Raw genomic sequence first — 20,807 nt, forward strand, 5'->3', positions numbered from 1 at the left:
CAATGCTCCAACGTGTGGGCCGGATTCCTGTGGGATCACGTGCCCGTGTACTGGTCGGTAGCGACCAAGACTGGATTTTCTTCCCTACCCAAAGTCCTACCCAAAGCCCTACCCAACGATGGGAACCCGTATGACCGGCTCACGTGTCGTGGCGCTCGGCCACTATCAGCCCGCCAAGGTGCTCACCAACGACGACCTGGCGGCCATGGTCGACACGAGCGACGAGTGGATCACGAGCCGGGTCGGCATCAAGACCCGACATGTGGGCGGCCCGGACGAGCCGGTCGACGAGCTGGCCGCGCACGCGGGTGCCAAGGCGCTGGCCGCCGCCGGTCTTGAGCCCGCGGACATCGATCTGGTCCTGGTGGCCACCTCCACGGCGATCGACCGGTCCCCGAGCATGTCGGCGCGGGTCGCGGCGCGGCTCGGTATGGGGTCGCCCGCCGTGATGGACATCAACGTGGTCTGCTCGGGCTTCACCCACGCCCTGGCCGTCGCCGACCACACCATCCGGGCCGGGGCGGCGACCCGGGCGCTGGTCATCGGCGCCGACAAGATGGGCGACATCGCGGACTGGACCGACCGCACCACCTGCGTCCTGCTCGGCGACGGCGCCGGCGCCGCCGTCGTCACCGCCGGCCCGTCCGCCCCCGACACCCCGGGTGGCCCGGGGATCGGGCCGGTGCTGTGGGGGTCGGTGCCGGAGATGGGCAACGCCGTACGGATCGAGGGGACGCCGCCGCGCTTCGCGCAGGAGGGGCAGTCCGTCTACCGCTGGGCCACGACCCAGCTGCCCCCGATCGCCCGCAAGGTCTGCGAGAAGGCGGGCATCGCCCCGGAGGACCTGGCCGCCGTCGTGCTGCACCAGGCCAACCTGCGCATCATCGAACCCGTCGCCCGGAAGATCGGCGCGGTCAACGCGGTCATCGCGCGGGACGTGGTGGACTCCGGCAACACCTCCGCCGCCTCCATCCCGATGGCGCTCTCCAAGCTCGTCGAGCGGGGTGAGGTCGCCTCCGGCGCGCCCATACTGCTGTTCGGTTTCGGTGGGAACCTCTCGTACGCCGGACAGGTCATCCGCTGCCCCTGACCATCTTTGTCCTGAGTGTGGAGAAAGTTGGGGCGGATTCCTGCGCAACTTCTTCCCACTCCGGGAAAGCGCTGCTACGTTCCCCTCGAAAGCCCGACGGACTGGCCGGATGTGGCGGGGAGGGACGCGTGAGACGTATGACGGCACGACCCGCGAACACGCATCAGGCGCGGTTGCTCCGACTGTTGCGTGACGGGGGTCCCAACTCCCGTGCACAACTGGGTGATCAGGTCGACCTGTCGCGCTCCAAGCTCGCCGTCGAGGTGGACCGGCTGCTGGAGACCGGCCTGGTGGTGGCCGACGGACTCGCCGCATCCCGTGGCGGGCGCCGCTCGCACAACATCCGGATCGCCCCCGAACTCCGGTTCCTCGGGGTCGACATCGGCGCCACCTCCATCGATGTGGCCGTCACCAACGCGGAGTTGGAGGTACTGGGACACCTCAACCAGCCGATGGACGTACGCGAGGGGCCCGTCGCGGTCTTCGAGCAGGTCCTGGCGATGGCCGCCAAGCTCCGGGCCTCCGGCCTCGCGGAGGGCTTCGACGGCGCGGGCATCGGGGTCCCGGGCCCCGTCCGCTTCCCCGAAGGCGTACCGGTCGCGCCGCCGATCATGCCCGGCTGGGACGGGTTCCCGGTCCGCGAGGCCCTCAGCCAGGACCTGGGCTGCCCCGTCATGGTCGACAACGACGTGAACCTCATGGCGATGGGGGAGCAGCACGCGGGCGTCGCCCGCTCCGTGGGCGACTTCCTGTGCGTCAAGATCGGTACGGGTATCGGCTGCGGGATCGTCGTCGGCGGTGAGGTCTACCGGGGTACGACGGGCAGCGCGGGGGACATCGGGCACATCCAGGTGGAGCCGCACGGCCGGGCCTGTGCCTGCGGCAACAAGGGCTGCCTGGAAGCCCACTTCAGCGGGGCCGCCCTGGCCCGCGACGCGGAGGACGCGGCCCGTGAGGGCCGCTCGCCCGAGCTCGCGGTCCGGCTGGAGGCGGCAGGCCGCCTCACCGCCGCCGACGTGGCCGCCGCCGCGGCGGCCGGGGACGCGGCCGCACTCGACCTGATCCGCGAAGGCGGCAACCGGCTCGGCCAGGTCATAGCGAGCCTGGTCAGCTTCTTCAATCCCGGTCTGGTGGTGATCGGCGGCGGGGTCACCGGCCTCGGTCACAACCTCCTCGCCAGTGTCCGCACCCAGGTCTACCGGCAGTCCCTGCCCCTGGCCACCGGCAACCTCCCCATCGTGCTGGGCGAGTTGGGCCCCACCGCCGGAGTGATCGGCGCGGCCCGCCTCATCAGCGACCACCTCTTCTCCCCGGCCTGACCGCACCGACACGCGCCCCGGCCACACCCGCACGAGCCACCACGCCCCGCACGACCCATTCGGCCCCGCACGACCCATTCGGCCCCGCACGACCCATTCCGCCCCGCACGACCCATTCCGCCACGCACGAGCCACCGCACCCCGCACGACCCACCGCACCCCGCACGACCCGCATCGTCATCACACCCGCACCCGCACCCGCACCGCCCCGGCACCGTACGCATCACCGTCCACCACCCGTACGCACCACCGCTTTGGTCAGGTACTCGTCACGTACCGCTGGTCAGCAGCCGCTCCCGGTGCCGCCGGCTCCACGGCACCTCCAGCCCTGCGCCCTGCCCGCTCACCGGCCCTCCCCGAACGCCCGGCACCCACCCGGCCGGGGAGACCCCATTCGCCGAGGGGATTCGTCATGGCACCAGAACCACCCCTGCTCACCATGTCCGGCATCACCAAGTCCTTCCCCGGCGTGCGCGCCCTGGACGGCGTCGACCTGGAGGTCCAGGCCGGCGAGGTCCACTGCCTCCTCGGCCAGAACGGCGCGGGCAAGTCCACCCTCATCAAGGTGCTCGCCGGGGCCCACCAGCCCGACGACGGCGAGATCACCTGGCGCGGCGAGGCCGCCCGGCTGAAGTCCCCGATCGCCGCCATGCGCCTGGGAATTGCCACGATCTACCAGGAACTCGACCTGGTCCAGGGGCTGTCGGTCGCCGAGAACGTCTTCCTCGGCCACGAACCGACCAGCGCCGGCTTCATCGTCCGTACGGGGGAGGGGCGTCTCGCGGCGAGAGCGCTCCTGGCCCGGCTCGGTCACCCGGAGATCGACCCCGCGCGGCCGGTCGGGGACCTCTCCGCCGCCCAGCAGCAGATCGTCTCGATGGCGCGGGCGCTCTCCCACGACGTACAGCTCATCGTGATGGACGAGCCCTCCGCCGCGCTCGACCCCGACGAGGTCGACAATCTCTTCCGGATCGTCGACGGCCTGACCGCCGACGGGGTCGCCGTCGTCTACATCTCGCACCGGCTGGAGGAGATCCGCCGCATCGGCGACCGGGTCACCGTGCTCAAGGACGGCCGGGCCGTCGCGGTGGGGCTGCCCGCCGCCGACACCCCGACACGCGACATCGTTGCCATGATGACCGGCCGAGATGTCGAGTACGTCTTCCCGCCGCGCCCCGACGAGGCCGCCGCGAACACCACCGAGCCCGTACTCCGGGTCCAAGGTCTCTCCCGCAAGGGCGAGTTCGCCCCCGTCGACCTGAAACTGCGGCCCGGCGAGATCGTCGGTCTCGCCGGACTCGTCGGCTCCGGCCGCTCGGAGATCCTGGAGACGATCTACGGTGCCCGCAAGGCGAGCACCGGAACCGTCACCGTCGCGGGCAAGCGGCTCCGCCCCGGCAGCGTCCGCGCCGCCGTCGCCGCCGGGATCGGCCTCGCCCCCGAGGAGCGCAAGGCCCAGGCCCTGCTGATGACCGAGTCCGTCACCCGTAACGTCTCCGTCTCCTCACTCTCCCGGTTCGCCCGGGTGGGCTGGATCGACCGGGGCGGCGAGCGGCGGTCCGCGCGGCGGGCCACCCGCGAGCTCTCGCTGCGGCCGGACAACCCGGACACCCCGATCCGCACCCTCTCCGGCGGCAACCAGCAGAAGGCCGTCCTCGCCCGCTGGCTGCTGCGCGGCTGCCGGGTCCTGCTGCTCGACGAACCCACCCGCGGCGTGGACGTCGGCGCCCGCGCCGAGCTCTACGCCGTGATCCGCCGGCTGGCCGACGAAGGCCTCGCCGTCCTGCTCGTCTCCAGTGAAGTGCCCGAAGTCCTGGGCCTCGCCGACCGGGTGCTGGTGCTCCGGGAGGGACACGTGGTCCACACGGCCCCCGCCCAGGAGCTCGACGAGCACCGCGTACTCGACCTCGTGATGGAAGGGAGCCCGACGCCATGACACAGCCCGCCCCCTCGGCGCAGCACAACGGGCCGGACAAGGGGGTCCTCACCGGCCCCGCCGACCCGCCCCCGTCGAAGACGGCCGGCGGTGGCCGACCCGGACTCGGTCCGCGGTTCGACGTCCGGACCCTGTCCCTGCTCGGCGTCCTCGCCGCCCTCGTCCTGGTCGGCGGCATCACCGAACCGGACGCGTTCCTGGACACCGGGAACCTCCAGCTGATCCTGACCCAGGCCTCCGTCATCGGAGTCGTCACCGTCGGCATGACCTTCGTCATCACCAGCGGCGGCATCGACCTCTCCGTCGGGGCGATGGTCGCCCTCGCCTCGGTCTGGGCGACGACCCTGGCCACCCAGGAGTACGGCTTCGCGGGCATCGCCTCCACCGCCGTGGTCGTCGGCCTCGCCGCCGGACTGGTGAACGGCGTGCTCATCGCGTACGGGGGCATGGTCCCGTTCATCGCCACCCTCGCCATGCTCGCCTCGGCGCGCGGCCTCGCCCTCCAGATCACCGACGGCAAGACCCAGATCGTCACCGTCGACCCGGTCCTGGACCTGGGCCTGCCGGACTCCTACATCCTCGGGATCCCGCCGCTGGTCATCATGTTCGCCGCGGTCACCGTCATCGGCTGGCTGATCCTCAACCGCACCACCTTCGGCCGCCGCACGGTCGCCGTCGGCGGCAACGCGGAGGCCGCCCGGCTCGCCGGGATCGACGTCCGCCGCCAGCGCCTGTACCTCTACGTGCTCTCCGGGCTGTGCTGCGGCATCGCCGCCTTCATGCTGGTCGTGCTCTCCGGCTCCGGCCAGAACACCAACGGCAACCTGTACGAGCTCGACGCCATCGCCGCATCAATCATCGGGGGCACCCTGCTCAGCGGCGGCCGCGGCACCATCGTCGGCTCCGTCCTCGGTGTCCTCGTCTTCACGACGATCACCAACATCTTCGCGCTCAACAACCTGCAGAGCGACGTCCAGCAGATCGCCAAGGGCGCCATCATCGTGGCCGCCGTCCTCGTCCAGCGCCGCACCCTGCGCGGCGGCGAGACCTGAGCAGTTCGCCGCTCCGCACCCTGCGCGGCGGCGAGACCTGAGCAGTTCGCCGCTGCGCAACCGCACGTCGTACGCAACCCACCGGATGAAGGGTCCCACCGCCATGCCAGAAACCAGCCGCAGAGGGCTGCTGTTCGGAGCCACCGCCCTCTCCGCGGGCGCGCTCCTCACCGCCTGCACCAGCAACGAGCCGAAGAACGCCGAGCCCGCGGGCGACAGCCGGCCCGCCGCCGACGACAAGCCGGGCAAGCCCGTCACCATCGGCTTCGCCGGACCGCAGGCCGACCACGGCTGGCTCAACGCCATCAACGTGAACGCCAAGTCCCGGGCCGAGAAGTACTCCGAGGTGACGCTGGAGATCACCGAGGGCTCCAATGACACCGCCGCCCAGATCGGGCAGGTCAAAACCCTGATCAACAAGAAGGTCGACGTCCTTGTCATCCTTCCCGCCGACGGCAAGGCGCTCACCCAGGTCGGTCTGGAGGCGATGGAGGCGGGCATCCCCGTCGTCAACCTGGACCGCGTCTTCGCCTCCCCGCAGGCCTACCGGTGCTGGGTCGGCGGCGACAACTACGGCATGGGCCTCAACGCCGGTCACTACATCGGCGAACAGCTCAAGGGCAAGGCCAACGCCAAAGTCGTCGAGCTCGCCGGCATCGACAACCTGGAGCTGACCAGGCAGCGCAGCCAGGGCTTCGCCGACGCGCTCAAGAACTACCCCGGCATCAAGCTGGTGGCCCGTCAGGCCGCCGACTTCACCGTCGAGTCGGGCCAGGCGAAGATGGCCCAACTCCTCCAAGCGGAGAAGCGGTTCGACGCCCTGTGGAACCACGACGACGACCAGGGCGTGGGCGCGCTGCGCGCCATCCAGCAGGCGGGCCGCGACGAGTTCATCATGGTCGGCGGCGCCGGTGCCAAGTCCGCCATGGACGCCATCAAGGCCGACAATTCGGTCATCAAGGCGACCGTCCTCTACCCGCCGACGATGGCCGCCTCCGCCATCGACCTGGCGCGGGCGCTCGGCCAGAGCAAGGGCATCAGCGGCCTCTCCGAGATGGAGATCCCGACCTCCCTGACCCTGTACTCCGCGGTCGTGACCAAGGACAACATCGACCAGTACCTGCCGACGGGCTTCAACTGACCGGGTCCGAGGGGGATGCGGCGAGCGCGTCCCCCGGCCCGTTACCGCACACCGACGAGGAGGAAGTCCGCATGGCCCGTAGTCAAGAGACGCACACGCAGACCGCGCCACCGCCGCCGCAGCAGGCGCGGGGAACGCTCGGGGTCGGCATGGTCGGATACGCGTTCATGGGCGCCGCCCACTCCCAGGGGTGGCGCACCGCGGGACACGTCTTCGACCTGCCGGTGCGGCCTGCTCTCGCCGCGATCTGCGGACGCGACCGTGCGGCGGTCGACGCCGCCGCCGCCCGGCACGGCTGGGCGGCGGCGGAGACCGACTGGCGGGCGCTGATCGCCCGGGACGACGTGCAGCTGATCGACATCTGCACCCCCGGCGACAGCCATGCGGAGATCGCCATCGCCGCTCTGGAGGCGGGCAAGCACGTGCTGTGCGAGAAGCCGCTCGCCAACACGGTCGCCGAGGCGGAGGCGATGGTCCGCGCCGCCGAGGCGGCGCAGGCCCGGGGCCAGATGGCGATCGTGGGCTTCAACTACCGCAAGGTGCCCGCCATCACCTACGCCCGGCAGCTCATCGCGGACGGCCGCCTCGGCGCCCTGCGCCATGTACGCGCCAGCTACCTCCAGGACTGGCTGGTCGACCCGGCCTCCCCGCTCACCTGGCGGCTCAAGCGCGAACACGCCGGCTCGGGCGCGCTGGGCGACCTGGGTGCGCACATCGTCGACCTCGCCCAGTACCTGGCGGGGGAGCTGCTGACCGGGGTGTCGGCGGTGGCGGAGACCTTCGTACGGGAGCGGCCCCTGCTCTCGGGTGCGTCGGCCGGGCTCTCCGGCGGGGCGGACGCGGTGGCGCGGGGCGAGGTGACGGTGGACGACGCGGCGATCTTCACCGGGCGCCTCGCCTCCGGGGCGCTGGCCTCCTTCGAGGCGACCCGGATGGCGGCCGGGCGCAAGAACGCGCTGCGGCTGGAGATCAACGGGGAGCTGGGCTCGCTCGCCTTCGACCTGGAGCGGCTCAACGAACTCTCCTTCCACGACCACACCGAGCCCGCCGCCACCGCCGGCTTCCGCCGCATCCTGGTCACCGAACCCGAACACCCCTACCTGGAGGCCTGGTGGCCGCCGGGCCACGCCCTCGGCTACGAGCACACCTTCGTCCACCAGGCCCGTGACGTGGTCCGCGCGATCGCCGAAGGCCTCCCGCCCCGGCCCTCGTTCGTGGACGGCCTCCAGGTGCAGCGGGTGCTCGCCGCCGTCGAGGAGAGCGCCGCCAAGAACTCCGTACACACTCCGGTCCCCTCGTCCTAGGAGGCAGTCGCCCCATGCCCCGCCCCTTCACCCTGTTCACCGGCCAGTGGGCCGACCTCCCGCTGGAGGAGGTCTGCCGCCACGCCAGGGACTTCGGCTACGACGGCCTCGAACTCGCCTGCTGGGGAGACCACTTCGAGGTGGACAAGGCGCTCGCCGACCCCGGATACCTGGACAGCAGGCACCAACTGCTCGACAAGTACGGGCTGAAGTGCTTCGCCATCTCCAACCACCTCGTCGGCCAGGCCGTCTGCGACAGTCCGATCGACGAACGCCACCAGGGCATCCTGCCCGCCCGCATCTGGGGCGACGGCGAGGCCGAGGCCGTACGGCAGCGGGCCGCCGCCGAGATGGCGGACACCGCCCAGGCCGCCGCCGCCTTCGGCATCGACACGGTCATCGGGTTCACCGGCTCCTCGATCTGGCACCTGGTCGCGATGTTCCCGCCGGTCCCGCCGCACATGATCGAGCGGGGCTACGAGGACTTCGCCGAGCGCTGGAACCCGATCCTGGACGTCTTCGACGCCGAGGGGGTGCGCTTCGCCCACGAGGTGCACCCCAGCGAGATCGCGTACGACTACTGGACCACCAAGCGCGCCCTCGAAGCGGTCGACCACCGGCCCGCGTTCGGGCTGAACTTCGACCCCAGCCACTTCGTCTGGCAGGACCTCGACCCGGTCGGCTTCCTCTACGACTTCCGGGACCGGATCTACCACGTGGACTGCAAGGAGGCCCGCAAACGCCTCGACGGCCGCAACGGCCGGCTCGGCTCGCACCTGCCGTGGGGCGACCCCCGGCGCGGCTGGGACTTCGTCTCGGCCGGCCACGGTGATGTGCCCTGGGAGGACGTCTTCCGGATGCTCCGGTCCATCGGCTACGAGGGCCCGATCTCCGTGGAGTGGGAGGACGCGGGCATGGACCGGCTGACCGGCGCTCCGGAAGCGCTTGCCAGCCTCAAGCGGTTCGACTTCGACCCGCCCTCGGCCTCCTTCGACGCGGCCTTCGGCGGCGGCGAATAGCACGGCGGTCGAGACCCGGGGGCCTGATCCGCACCACGCGCCCCAGCCCCCGGGGCCGCCTCGCGCTGCCCGCAAACCCCTTTGTCCTGGCGGAAGCAGAAGTTCGACCCAACCGTCGCACAAGGGCTTTCCGTCCCGGACGAACAGGTCTACCGTCCACCACGTGTACACGACATGACTCGCGTCACCGGGGTCGCTCCCGTCTCCGGTGAGGCACGCGCGGCAGTCCCCGCGCGGCACGGCAGCTACACCCGCCCGTACAACCGGCACTCCCCGGAGGACCTACGTGCACCGAACCAGAAAGCGGCTCCTGGCCCGGACCCGCGTCCGTACATCGCTCGCGCTGTTCACCGGCGGCCTCCTCACCGCCGCGACCCTGACCCTCGGCTCCGCCCCCGGCGCCACCGCCCACCCCGGTCACCCGGGCCACGACGAGCCCGTGGCGGAGGACTTCCAGCAGGTCACCCTCGCCAAGGGCGCGGAGGAGACCGGCGAGCCCATGTCGCTCGCGGTCCTCCCCGACCGCAGCGTGCTGCACACCTCGCGCAACGGCGAACTGCGGATCACCGACAGCGCCGGCAACACCAAGGTCTCCGGCACCCTCCCCGTGTACACGCACGACGAGGAAGGCATCCAAGGCGTCGGCGTCGACCCCGACTTCACCGAGAACCGGGCCATCTACCCCTTCTACGCACCCCCGTTGAACACCCCGGCGGGTGACGCCCCCGAGACCGGCACCGCCGCCGACTTCGCCAGGTTCGAGGGCGTCAACCGGCTGTCCCGCTTCGTCCTCGACGAGGACGGCACGCTCGACACCGCCGGCGAGAAGAAGGTCCTGGACGTCCCCACCTCGCGCGGCATCCGCTGCCACGTCGGCGGCGACATCGACTTCGACAAGGACGGGAACCTCTACCTGTCCACCGGCGACGACACCAACCCCTTCGCCTCCGACGGCTTCACCCCGATCGACGAACGCCCCGACCGCAACCCGGCGTTCGACGCCCGGCGCACCTCCGTCAACACCAACGACCTCTGCGGCAAGATCCTGCGCATCAAGGTCGCCGAGGACGGCTCCTACACCGTCCCCGAGGGCAACCTCTTCGAGCCCGGCACGGACAAGGCGCGCCCCGAGATCTACGCGATGGGCTTCCGCAACCCGTTCCGCTTCTCCGTCGACCGGGCCACCGGCATCGTGTACGTCGGTGACTACGGCCCCGACGCCGGCGCGGCCGACCCGCAGCGCGGGCCCGCCGGCAAGGTGGAGTTCGCCCGGGTGACGAAGGCCGGCAACGTCGGCTGGCCCTTCTGCGTCGGCGAGAACGAGCCGTACCGGGACTACGACTTCGCCTCCAAGGCCTCCGGCGCCGCCTTCGACTGCGCCGACCTGAAGAACCAGTCGCCGCACAACACCGGACTTGTCGACCTGCCCCCGGCCGAGGCCGCCTGGATCCCGTACGACGGCGGCTCGGTGCCCGAGTTCGGCACCGGCTCCGAGTCCCCGATGGGCGGACCGGTCTACCGCTACGACGCGGACCTCGACTCCCCGGTCAAGTTCCCCGAGGCCTACGACGGCGACTTCTTCGCCGGTGAGTTCGGCCGCAAGTGGATCAAGCGCATCGAGCAGGACGCGGACGGCGCCGTCCAGTCCGTCAACGACGTGCCGTGGTCCGGTACGCAGATCATGGACATGGCCTTCGGGCCGGACGGGGCGCTCTACGTCCTGGACTACGGCCTCGCCTGGTTCGGCGGCGACGAGAACTCCGCGCTCTACCGCATCGAGAACGCCACCGGAGGCCGCTCACCCATCGCAGAGGCCTCGGCGAACAAGACCTCCGGCACCGCGCCCCTGAAGGTGAAGTTCTCCTCGGCCGGCACCGCGGACGGCGATGGCGACCCGTTGACGTACTCCTGGGACTTCTGGGACGGCGGAACCTCCACCGCCGCCGATCCCACGTACACGTACAAGAAGAACGGCACCTACACCGCCACCCTCACCGCGAAGGACCCGACCGGCCGCACCGGCTCGGCCAGCGTCCACGTCACGGTGGGCAACACCGCGCCCTCCGTGGAGCTGGTGCTCCCCGAGGACGGCCGGCTCTTCGAGTTCGGTGACTCCGTGCCGTTCAAGGTGAACGTCAGGGACCCGGAGGACGGCACCATCGACTGCACCAAGGTCGAGGTCAAGTTCACCCTGGGCCACGACAGCCACGGCCACGACATCACCACCGAGCACGGCTGCGAAGGCACCATCAAGACCGCCATGGAAGGCGGCCACGACCCCAGCGCCAACATCTACGGCGGTATTTCGGCCTCCTACACCGACAACGGCGGTGGCGGCCAGGCCAAGCTGACCGGCAAGGACACCTCCCGGCTCCAGCCCCGGCACCGGCAGGCCGAGCACTTCGACGGCTCCTTTGGCGTCACCACCCCGAACAAGTCCAGCGCGCACGGCGGCAAGGCCGTCGGCGACATCCACAACGACGACTGGATCTCCTTCGACTCCTACGTCCTCGCCGGCACCACCAAGCTCACCGCCCGCATCTCGTCGGCCGGCTCCGGCGGCTTCCTCGAAGTGCGCACCGGATCGCCCACCGGCAAGATCCTCGGCTCCGGACCGGTCCCGGTGACCGGCGGCTGGGACACCTTCCAGGACATCGACATCCCCCTGCGCGGAGCGCCGAAGAAGCAGACCCAGCTCTTCCTCGTCTTCAAGGGCGGCGACGGAGCGCTCTACGACATCGACGACTTCGAGCTGTCCGACAGCCCGGTCGACAGGACCGCCAAGCGCGTCCTGGTCTTCGCCAAGACCGCCGGCTTCCGCCACGACTCGATCCCGGCCGGCATCGCCGCACTGAAGGAGATCGGCGAGGACACCGACATCACGGTCGACTCCACCGAGTCCGCCGCCCAGTTCACCACCAGCAACCTCGCCCGCTACGACGCCGTCGCCTTCCTCTCCACCACCGGTGACGTCCTCAACGCCGAACAGCAGAAGGCGTTCGAGAACTACGTGGCCACCGGCGGCGGTTACGTCGGCATCCACGCGGCCGCCGACACCGAGTACGACTGGGAGTTCTACGGCGGCCTCGTCGGCGCCCACTTCGCCTCGCACCCGCGGATCCAGCCCGCCACCATCCGTGTCGAGGACCACGACCATCCGGCCACCGCGCACCTGGACGAGGAGTGGCAGCGCACCGACGAGTGGTACAACTACCGCACCAACCCCCGGGACCAGGCCAAGGTGCTGGCCACCCTGGACGAGACCACCTACACCGGCGGCACCATGAAGGGCGACCACCCGATCTCCTGGTGCCAGACCTACCAGGGCGGCCGCTCCTTCTACACCGGACTCGGCCACACCAAGGAGTCCTACGCCGAACCGGACTTCCGCCGGCACCTGTCGGGCGGCCTGCGCTACGCCACCGGCCAGGTCAAGGCCGACTGCAAGCCCCACAAGGACTACCGGCCGATCTTCAACGGCAAGACGCCGGAGGGCTGGAAGCAGGCCGGCCCGGGGAAGTTCTCCGTCCGTGACGGCGCCCTGCACTCCGAGGGCGGCATGGGCCTGCTCACCTATCAGGCCAAGGAGCTGAAGGCATACTCGCTCAAGCTCGACTGGAAGATGGCGGGCGACGACAACTCCGGTGTCTTCGTCGGCTTCCCGGAGTCCAACGACCCCTGGTCGGCGGTGAACAAGGGCTACGAGATCCAGATCGACGCCACCGACGCCGCCGACCGCACCACGGGCGCCGTTTACGGGTTCAAGTCGGCCGACATCAAGGCCCGTGACCGCGTCCTGCGGCCGCCGGGGCAGTGGAACAGCTACGAGATCAAGGTCCAGGGCGAGCGTCTGCAGGTCTTCCTCAACGGAGCGAAGATCAACGACTTCACCAACATCGACCCGGCCCGCAGCCTGACGGACGGCTACATCGGCCTCCAGAACCACGGAGCCGACGACCAGGTGTCCTTCCGCAACATCCACCTGAAGGAGCTGCCCTCGACGTAGGGCGGCCACCTCTGCCGACGACGGGCGGGGGAAGCCCGCACACCTTCCCCCCGCCCGCCGTCCTCCACCTCTTCATCCCCCAGGGAGGCAGCCCGTGACCGCACATGCCAATCGTCCCGGCCGTACGGAAGCGCAGGACCGTACCGACACGCCAGGCCGCCGTACCGGCGTCTGGTTCATCGGAGCGCGCGGCTCCGTCGCCACCACCGCCACCGCGGGGTGCGCCGCCGTCGCGGCGGGCCTCCACCCGCCGACCGGCATGGTCACCGAGACGCCCCCCTTCGCCGACAGCGGCCTGCCGCCCCTGACCTCGCTGGTCCTCGGCGGCCACGACACCGTGGACTGCCCGCTCGCCAAACGGGCCGAGGCGCTGGCCGAGGGCGGCGTGCTGCCCCACCGGCTCCCCGCCGCCGTCCGCGCCGAACTCGACGCCGCCGACGCCGAGATCCGCCCCGGCGGACCGCTCCCCGGCGACACCCGCACCGACGAGGAACTCATCGCCGCGTTCGCCGCCGACCTCACCGACTTCGCCCACCGCCACGACCTGGCCCGCACCGTCGTCATCAACGTCTCCTCCACCGAGCCGGCCCCCCGCCCCGACGACCCCCGGCTCCCCGCCAGCTCCCTCTACGCCGCCGCCGCGCTCCGGGCCGGCTGCCCCTACGCCAATTTCACCCCCTCGACCGGCCTGCGCGCCCCCGCGCTGGCCGACGCCGTCGCCGACTGCGGACTTCCCCACGCGGGACGCGACGGCAAGACCGGCCAGACGCTGCTCCGCTCCGTACTCGCCCCGATGTTCCTCCAGCGCGCCCTGCCCGTACGGGCCTGGTCCGGGGCGAACCTGCTGGGCGGCGGGGACGGGGCGGCGCTGGCCGACCCGGCCGCGGCCGCCGCCAAGAACGCCGGCAAGGAACGCGTCCTCACCGACACGTTCGGCACCACCCCCGAGGGTGAGGTCCACATCGACGACGTACCGGCGATGGGGGACTGGAAGACGGCCTGGGACCACATCGCCTTCGACGGCTTCCTCGGCTCCCGGATGGTCCTGCAGACCATCTGGCAGGGCTGCGACTCGGCGCTCGCCGCCCCGCTGGTCCTGGACCTGGCCCGGCTGCTCGCCCGCTCCCACGAGGTGGGACTCAGCGGCCCCCGCCCGGAACTGGGCTTCTACTTCAAGGACCCGGACGGCGGCACCTCGGCCGCGCTCGCCGAGCAGTACGCCACCTTGCTGTCCTTCGCCGAGCGGCTGCGGGGTCAGGCGTGAGGTGGCGGCTGCGGCTCCTGCCGGCGCTCGGGGCAGGCCTGCGGGTGCCCTCGGGGGCTCGGGGCCACGCACTCCAAGACGGCCTGTCCGGTACGGGTGGGACTGCGCCCGCACCGGACAGGCATCCACCGTCCCCCGGCCGCGGGAGAGGGGACGCGGTGCGGGCCTGGACCGAACTGTTCCGGGTCTCCGCGCTGTTCTCCGTGCCGGGTGACGCTCTGGCGGGGGCCGCGGCGGTGGGCCGCGGTCCCGGCCGGGGCACCGCGTTCGCGATCGGCGCCTCGCTCTGCCTGTACGAGGCGGGGATGGCCCTCAACGACTGGGCGGACCGGGAGGAGGACGCCGTCGACCGTCCGCACCGGCCGATCCCCTCGGGCCGCATCAGCCCGCCGGCCGCCCTGGGCGCGGCCGGGGTCCTGACGGCGGCGGGCCTGGCCCTCGCGGCCCGGGCCGGCCGCCCTGCCCTGGCCGTCGCCACGGGCCTGGCGGCCACGGTCTGGGCCTACGATCTCCGGCTGAAGCACACGAAGGCCGGCCCGGCGGCGATGGCGGCGGCCCGCTCCCTGGACCTGCTGCTGGGGGCTACGGCGACGGCGGCGGGTGCGGGTGCGACGACGGGGCGGGGGACGGCGACCGCAATGGCGCCGAGGACGGCACCAGGGACGGTGACGGCAGCGGCGACGGTGTATGCCGGTAGGGGACCGGGGCCCGGACCACGCGCTGGGCGTCCGGCGCGCGGAAGGGCCGCACCGCTCCCGCCCGCGACGGTGTATGCCGGTAGGGGACCGGGGCCCGGACCACGCACCGAGCGTCCGGCGCGCGGAAGGGCCGCACCGCTCACCACCACTCCCGACAACGTTGCCTCCGCACTCCGTCCGCCGCTCGCCGCCCTGGCCGCCGCTCTCCCCGCCGCCCTGGTGCTCGGGGCGCACACCTACGGCGTCACCGCCGTATCCCGCCACGAGGCGCGGGGCGGCTCCACCGCCGTACCGCTCGCGGTCCTCGCCACCACGGCCACGCTGGGCGCGATCGCGCTCGCGGCACCCCGGGGGTGGCGGCCGAGGGAGCCGGCCACGGCACACCGGGGGCCGCGACCGGGGGAACCGGCCACGCCAGGGCTCGGCGCGAGTGGCATCGGCCTGACCGGGCCGGGGGAGTACCGAGAGGGCCGCCCTCACCGCCCCACCGCCTCAACCCTCACCCCCCTACTGCTCACCACCTTCACCGGCGCCTACCTCCGTACCGCCGGGCCACCCCTCCTGCACGCCGCCCTGAACCCGTCCCCGTCCCTGACCCAACGGGCCGTCGGCGGCGGAATCCGGGCGATGATCCCGCTCCAGGCCGCGCTCGCCGCCCATGCGGGAGCGCCCGCCTCCGGGTTCGCCGTCATGGCACTCGTCCCCCTGGCCCGCAGCCTCGCCCGGAAGGTGAGCCTCACATGACCCTCCACCTCGGATACGGCACCAACGGGCTCACCGACCTCCGCCTCGACGACGCCCTCGGGCTCCTCGCCGACCTCGGGTACGAGGGCGTCGGCCTGACGCTCGACCACATGCACCTGGACCCCCTGGCCCCGGATCTCGCCGAGCGCACCCGCCAGGTCCGGCGCCGGCTCACCTCCCTCGGCCTCCGGGTCACCGTCGAGACCGGTGCCCGCTATGTCCTGGACCCGCGCCGCAAGCACGGCCCCTCCCTTCTCGACCCAGGCCCCGACGCCCGGGCCGCGCGCACCGCGCTGCTCGTGCGTGCCGTGGACGTGGCCGCCGAACTCGGCGCGCACGCCGTGCACTGCTTCAGCGGCATCACCCCGTCGGGCACCTCGACGGACACCGCCTGGAAGCGCCTGGCCGAAGCGATCACCCCCGTACTCGACGCCGCCGACCGGACGGGCATCCCCCTCGCCATCGAACCCGAACCCGGTCAGCTCCTCGCCACCCTCGCCGACTTCCACCACCTCCGCGCCCTCCTCGGCGACCCGGGCCCCCTCGGCCTCACCCTCGACATCGGCCACTGCCAGTGCCTGGAGGAGGCGTCGCCCGCGAGTTGCGTCAAGGACTCCGCCCCCTGGCTCCGGCACGTACAGATCGAGGACATGCGGCGCGGCGTCCACGAGCACCTCCCGTTCGGCGACGGCGAGATCGACTTCCCGCCCGTGCTCAGGGCCCTCGCCGCCTCCGACTACCGGGGCCTCACCGTCGTCGAACTGCCCCGCCACTCGCACGCGGGCCCCGAGCTCGCCCGCACCTCCATCGGCTTCCTGCGTGACGCCATGACCAAGGGAGGAGCCCCGTGCTGAAGTCCCGCAAGGAACTCGACGCCGAACTCGACGACACCGCCCGCGCCTGGCTCGACGAGGCCCTGACCGAGGCCGCGCAGGACGCGGCCGCCCGCGAGACCGTCGCGCACGATGGAGCCGCCCGCGCCGAACCCGCCACCGTCTCTGACGCCCCCCGCGCCGAAGCCGCCCGCGCCGAGGCTCCCCGCGCCGAGGCCATCCGCGCCGAGGCCGCCACCGTGTCTGACGCCCCCCGCGCCGAGGCCGCCACCCTGTCTGACGCCCTCCGCGCCGAGGCCGCCACCGTGTCTGACGCCCTCCGCGCCGAGGCCGCCACCGTCTCCCCGTACACCTCCCCGCCGTACACCTCCCCGCCCTGGGAACTCCGCTACGCCGCCGCCGGCCGGCGCTGCGGGCCGGTCCACGCCGACTCCGTACGCTCCCTCCTGCTCGTCGAGGCCCGCGCCCCGCTGTCCTGCGTCATCCGGCTCTACGAACAGGGCACCGCCGCCGAACGCCGTGCCGTCCTGCTAGCCCTGCCCCGCCTCGACCTCGGCGCCGCCGCCCTCCCGCTCGTCGAGGACGCCCTGCGCACCAACGACACCCGGCTGGTGGCCGCCGCCGTCGGCCCGTACGCCGCAGCGCACCTCGATCCGCACGCCTGGCGCCACGCCGTACTGAAGTGCCTGTTCACCGGGGTGCCGGTGGAAGCCGTCGCCCGGCTCGGCGAGAGAGCCCGAGGGGACGCCGAACTCGCCCGGATGCTGCGCGACTTCGCCGCGGAGCGGAGTGCCGCCGGCCGTGACGTCCCGGCCGGCCTGCGCACCGCCCTCGCCCTCACCGGCCCGGCACCGGAGCACACCGCCCCGCCGGGCTCGCCCGAGCACACCCCGGCACCCGAACGGACCGGCGCCGCCGCCCCCACGGAGGAGTCCTGATGCGCATCTTCGACCCCCACATCCACATGACGTCCCGGACCACGGACGACTATCAGGCGATGTACGACGCGGGCGTCCGCGCCCTCGTCGAACCCTCCTTCTGGCTCGGCCAGCCCCGCACCTCCCCGGCCAGCTTCTTCGACTACTTCGACGCCCTCCTGGGCTGGGAGCCCTTCCGCGCCTCCCAATACGGCATCGCGCACCACTGCACGCTCGCCCTCAACCCCAAGGAGGCGAACGACCCCCGCTGCACCCCCGTCCTGGACGCCCTGCCCCGCTACCTCGTCAAGGACTCCGTCGTCGCCGTCGGCGAGATCGGCTACGACTCCATGACCCCGGCCGAGGACCACGCCCTCGCCGCCCAGCTCCAGCTCGCCGCCGACCACGGGCTCCCCGCCCTCGTCCACACCCCGCACCGCGACAAGCTCGCCGGTCTCCACCGCACCATCGACGTCATCCGCGAATCGCACCTCCCCCCGGAGCACGTCCTGCTCGACCACCTCAACGAGACAACCGTAAAGGCCGCCACCGACAGTGGCTGCTGGGCCGGGTTCTCCATCTACCCGGACACCAAGATGGACGAGGACCGCATGGTCACGATCCTCCAGAACCACGGCACCGAGAAAATGCTTGTCAACTCCGCCGCCGACTGGGGCAGGAGCGACCCGCTCAAGACCCGCAAGGTCGCCGACGCGATGCTGAAGGCCGGATTCACCGAGGACGACGTCGACCAGGTCCTATGGCGCAATCCGGTCGCCTTCTACGGCCAGAGCGGCCGGCTCCAGCTGGACCTCCCGGCCCCCGATCCACTGCACGAGGGCAACTCCATCCTGCGCGGCGGGGAGTGAGGCCGTGCGCTTCCGCCACCCGGACGGCTCGACGGTGCACCTCTCCTACTGCACCAACGTCCACCCCGCCGAGACGCTGGACGGCGTCCGCGCCCAGCTCCGCGACCACTGCGAGCCGGTCCGCCGCCGGCTGGGCCGGGACCGGCTCGGCATCGGCCTCTGGCTCGCCAGGGACGCCGCCCGCGCCCTGATCAACGACCCCGCCGAACTCCGCGCGCTCCGCGCCGAGCTCGACAGCCGGGGCCTGGAAGTGGTCACCCTCAACGGCTTCCCGTACGAGGGGTTCGGCGCCGACGAGGTCAAGTACCGGGTCTACCGGCCGGACTGGACCGAACCCGACCGCCTCGCCCACACCACCGACCTCGCCCGGCTGCTGGCCGCTCTGCTCCCCGACGACGTCACCGAAGGCACCATCTCCACCCTCCCGCTGGCCTGGCGCACCCCCTACGACACCGACCCCGCCGCCGCCCGCACCGCGCACACCGCCCTCACCACGCTCGCCCAGCGCCTGGACGCGCTGGCCGAACTCACCGGCAAGTCGATCCGCGTCGGCCTCGAACCGGAGCCGGGCTGCACCGTGGAGACCACCGCCGATGCCATCGTCCCGCTCACCGACATCGGCCACCGGCGCATCGGCATCTGCGTCGACACCTGCCACCTGGCGACCTCCTTCGAGGACCCGGACGCCGCACTCGACGCCCTGACCGCGGCGGGCGTCCCCGTCGTCAAGTCCCAGCTCTCCGCCGCCCTGCACGCCGAACACCCCCATCTCCCCGAGGTCCGCACCGCGCTCGCCGCCTTCGCCGAGCCGCGCTTCCTGCACCAGACCCGCACCCGCACGGCCGCCGGGCTGCGCGGCACCGACGACCTGGACGAGGCCGTCGCCGGCCGGGCGCTCCCGGACTCCACCCCCTGGCGCGCCCACTTCCACGTACCGCTGCACGCCCCGCCCGCGCCCCCGCTCACCTCCACGCTGCCCGTGCTCCGCACCACGCTGGCCCGGCTCGTCGGGGGGCCGGTGCCGCTGACCCGGCACCTGGAGGTGGAGACGTACACCTGGCAGGCGCTGCCCGCCGAACTGCGGCCCCGCACCCGCACCCAACTCGCCGACGGCATCGCCGCCGAACTCACCCTCGCCCGCGACCTCCTGGTCGACCTCGGCCTCAAGGAGCTGCCATGACCAGCGACAGCACGGACAGCCCGCACCAGTCGGCAGCCGGGAGCCCCACCCCCCTCCTCGTCCTCGACATCGTCGGCCTCACCCCACAGCTCCTCGCGTACATGCCGAACCTCACCGCGCTCGGGAAGCGGGGCGCGCAGGCTCCCCTCTCCACCGTGCTGCCCGCCGTCACCTGCGCCGCCCAGTCCACCTTCCTCACCGGCACGACGCCCGCCGAACACGGCATCGTCGCCAACGGCTGGTACTTCCGCGAGCTCGGCGACGTCCTGCTCTGGCGCCAGCACAACGGGCTCGTCGAGGGCGACAAACTCTGGGACGCGGCCCGCCGCGCCCACCCCGGCTACACCGTCGCCAACATCTGCTGGTGGTACGCGATGGGCGCCGACACCGACTGGACCGTCACCCCGCGCCCCGTCTACTACGCCGACGGCCGCAAGGAACCCGACTGCTACACCCGGCCCCCCGCCCTGCACGACGAACTGACCGACAGACTCGGCACGTTCCCCCTCTTCCACTTCTGGGGCCCGGGCGCCGACCTGGTCTCCTCGCAGTGGATCATCGACGCCACCCGCCACATCATCGCCACCCGCACCCCCGACCTGGCCCTGTGCTACCTGCCCCACCTGGACTACGACCTCCAGCGCTACGGCCCCGACGACCCCCGCTCCCAACAGGCCGCCGCCGACCTGGACCGGGCGATGGCCCCGCTGCTGGCCGACGCCCGCGCCGAGGGCCGTACGGTCGTCGCGCTCTCCGAGTACGGCATCACGCGCGTGCGTCGCCCCGTCGACATCAACCGGGCGCTGCGCAGGGCGGGCCTGCTGGAGGTGCACACCCAGGACGGCATGGAGTACCTTGACCCGATGGCGTCACGCGCGTTCGCCGTCGCCGACCACCAGCTCGCCCACATCTACGTGCGCCGCCCCGAGGACCTGGAGGCGACCCGGGCCGCACTGGCCGACCTGCCCGGCATCGACCAGCTCCTGGACGACGAGGGCAAGAAGGCACACCACCTGGACCACCCCCGCTCCGGCGAGCTGGTCGCCGTGGCCGAGAGGGACGCCTGGTTCACGTACTACTACTGGCTCGACGACGCCCGCGCCCCCGACTTCGCCCAGCTCGTCGAGATCCACCGCAAGCCCGGCTACGACCCCGTCGAGCTCTTCATGGACCCCGAGGACCCCTACGTACGGCTCAAGGCCGTCTCGGCGGTCGCCCGCAAGAAGCTCGGGATGCGCTACCGCATGGCGGTCGTCCCCCTGGACCCCTCACCTATTCGCGGCAGCCACGGCCGCCTCCCCGAGAGCGACGACGAAGGTCCGCTCATCCTCTGCTCCACCCCTCACGCGTTCACCGACCGGGTCAGGGCCACCGAAGTGAAGTCCCTGCTCCTGAAGCTTGCCGGACTGCACTGACAACGCCCCGGCACCGCACT

15 protein-coding genes are annotated in these 20,807 nt (G+C 72.2%); all 15 read left to right on the forward strand.

Annotated features, from left to right (window positions below):
• Positions 1 to 130: 130 nt before the first annotated feature.
• Positions 131 to 1,090, forward strand: a complete 960-nt coding sequence (locus ACIQAK_RS23145) for a beta-ketoacyl-ACP synthase III (protein WP_366391344.1) — start codon at positions 131 to 133, stop codon at positions 1,088 to 1,090.
• A gap of 137 nt (positions 1,091 to 1,227) precedes the next feature.
• Positions 1,228 to 2,409: an ROK family transcriptional regulator gene (locus tag ACIQAK_RS23150; RefSeq protein ID WP_366391345.1), complete on the forward strand. Its 1,182-nt coding sequence runs from the start codon at positions 1,228 to 1,230 to the stop codon at positions 2,407 to 2,409.
• A gap of 412 nt (positions 2,410 to 2,821) precedes the next feature.
• On the forward strand, positions 2,822 to 4,345 hold the full coding sequence (locus tag ACIQAK_RS23155) for a sugar ABC transporter ATP-binding protein (protein WP_366391346.1): 1,524 nt from the start codon (positions 2,822 to 2,824) through the stop codon (positions 4,343 to 4,345).
• A complete protein-coding gene (locus tag ACIQAK_RS23160) occupies positions 4,342 to 5,397 on the forward strand; it encodes an ABC transporter permease (RefSeq protein WP_366391347.1) in 1,056 nt (351 codons plus the stop codon). The genes ACIQAK_RS23155 and ACIQAK_RS23160 overlap by 4 nt, the downstream gene beginning before the upstream one ends.
• A gap of 103 nt (positions 5,398 to 5,500) precedes the next feature.
• Positions 5,501 to 6,538, forward strand: a complete 1,038-nt coding sequence (locus tag ACIQAK_RS23165; RefSeq protein ID WP_366391348.1) for a substrate-binding domain-containing protein — start codon at positions 5,501 to 5,503, stop codon at positions 6,536 to 6,538.
• A gap of 149 nt (positions 6,539 to 6,687) precedes the next feature.
• The gene (locus tag ACIQAK_RS23170; protein WP_401848868.1) at positions 6,688 to 7,842 is read left to right on the forward strand and encodes a Gfo/Idh/MocA family protein; all 1,155 of its coding nucleotides are present in this window, start codon (positions 6,688 to 6,690) and stop codon (positions 7,840 to 7,842) included.
• A gap of 14 nt (positions 7,843 to 7,856) precedes the next feature.
• Positions 7,857 to 8,861 (forward strand): sugar phosphate isomerase/epimerase family protein, encoded by a 1,005-nt coding sequence (locus tag ACIQAK_RS23175; protein WP_366391350.1) that lies wholly within the window; start codon positions 7,857 to 7,859, stop codon positions 8,859 to 8,861.
• A gap of 286 nt (positions 8,862 to 9,147) precedes the next feature.
• Positions 9,148 to 12,867, forward strand: coding sequence for a ThuA domain-containing protein (locus ACIQAK_RS23180; RefSeq protein ID WP_366391351.1), 3,720 nt, complete (start codon positions 9,148 to 9,150; stop codon positions 12,865 to 12,867).
• 94 nt (positions 12,868 to 12,961) lie between these two features.
• On the forward strand, positions 12,962 to 14,131 hold the full coding sequence (locus ACIQAK_RS23185) for an inositol-3-phosphate synthase (RefSeq protein WP_366391352.1): 1,170 nt from the start codon (positions 12,962 to 12,964) through the stop codon (positions 14,129 to 14,131).
• A 158-nt stretch (positions 14,132 to 14,289) separates the two neighbouring features.
• Entirely contained in the window at positions 14,290 to 15,573 is a 1,284-nt protein-coding gene (locus tag ACIQAK_RS23190) for a UbiA family prenyltransferase (RefSeq protein ID WP_401848824.1), read from the forward strand.
• Positions 15,570 to 16,427 (forward strand): sugar phosphate isomerase/epimerase family protein, encoded by an 858-nt coding sequence (locus tag ACIQAK_RS23195; RefSeq protein WP_366391353.1) that lies wholly within the window; start codon positions 15,570 to 15,572, stop codon positions 16,425 to 16,427. Before ACIQAK_RS23190 ends, ACIQAK_RS23195 begins: the two co-directional genes overlap by 4 nt.
• Positions 16,428 to 16,711: 284 nt before the next feature.
• Positions 16,712 to 17,344, forward strand: coding sequence for an EboA domain-containing protein (locus tag ACIQAK_RS23200; RefSeq protein WP_366391454.1), 633 nt, complete (start codon positions 16,712 to 16,714; stop codon positions 17,342 to 17,344).
• A complete protein-coding gene (locus tag ACIQAK_RS23205; protein WP_366391354.1) occupies positions 17,344 to 18,192 on the forward strand; it encodes a TatD family hydrolase in 849 nt (282 codons plus the stop codon). The genes ACIQAK_RS23200 and ACIQAK_RS23205 overlap by 1 nt, the downstream gene beginning before the upstream one ends.
• 4 nt (positions 18,193 to 18,196) lie before the next feature.
• The gene (gene eboE, locus ACIQAK_RS23210; RefSeq protein ID WP_366391355.1) at positions 18,197 to 19,372 is read left to right on the forward strand and encodes a metabolite traffic protein EboE; all 1,176 of its coding nucleotides are present in this window, start codon (positions 18,197 to 18,199) and stop codon (positions 19,370 to 19,372) included.
• Positions 19,369 to 20,787 carry a nucleotide pyrophosphatase/phosphodiesterase family protein gene (locus ACIQAK_RS23215; RefSeq protein ID WP_366391356.1) on the forward strand — a complete coding sequence of 473 codons (1,419 nt, stop codon included), beginning with the start codon at positions 19,369 to 19,371 and terminating at the stop codon, positions 20,785 to 20,787. The genes eboE and ACIQAK_RS23215 overlap by 4 nt, the downstream gene beginning before the upstream one ends.
• The last annotated feature ends 20 nt before the right edge of the window (positions 20,788 to 20,807 follow it).

The organism is Streptomyces sp. NPDC088706 (genome assembly GCF_044752765.1).
In the GTDB taxonomy this organism is placed as follows: Bacteria; Actinomycetota; Actinomycetes; order Streptomycetales; family Streptomycetaceae; genus Streptomyces.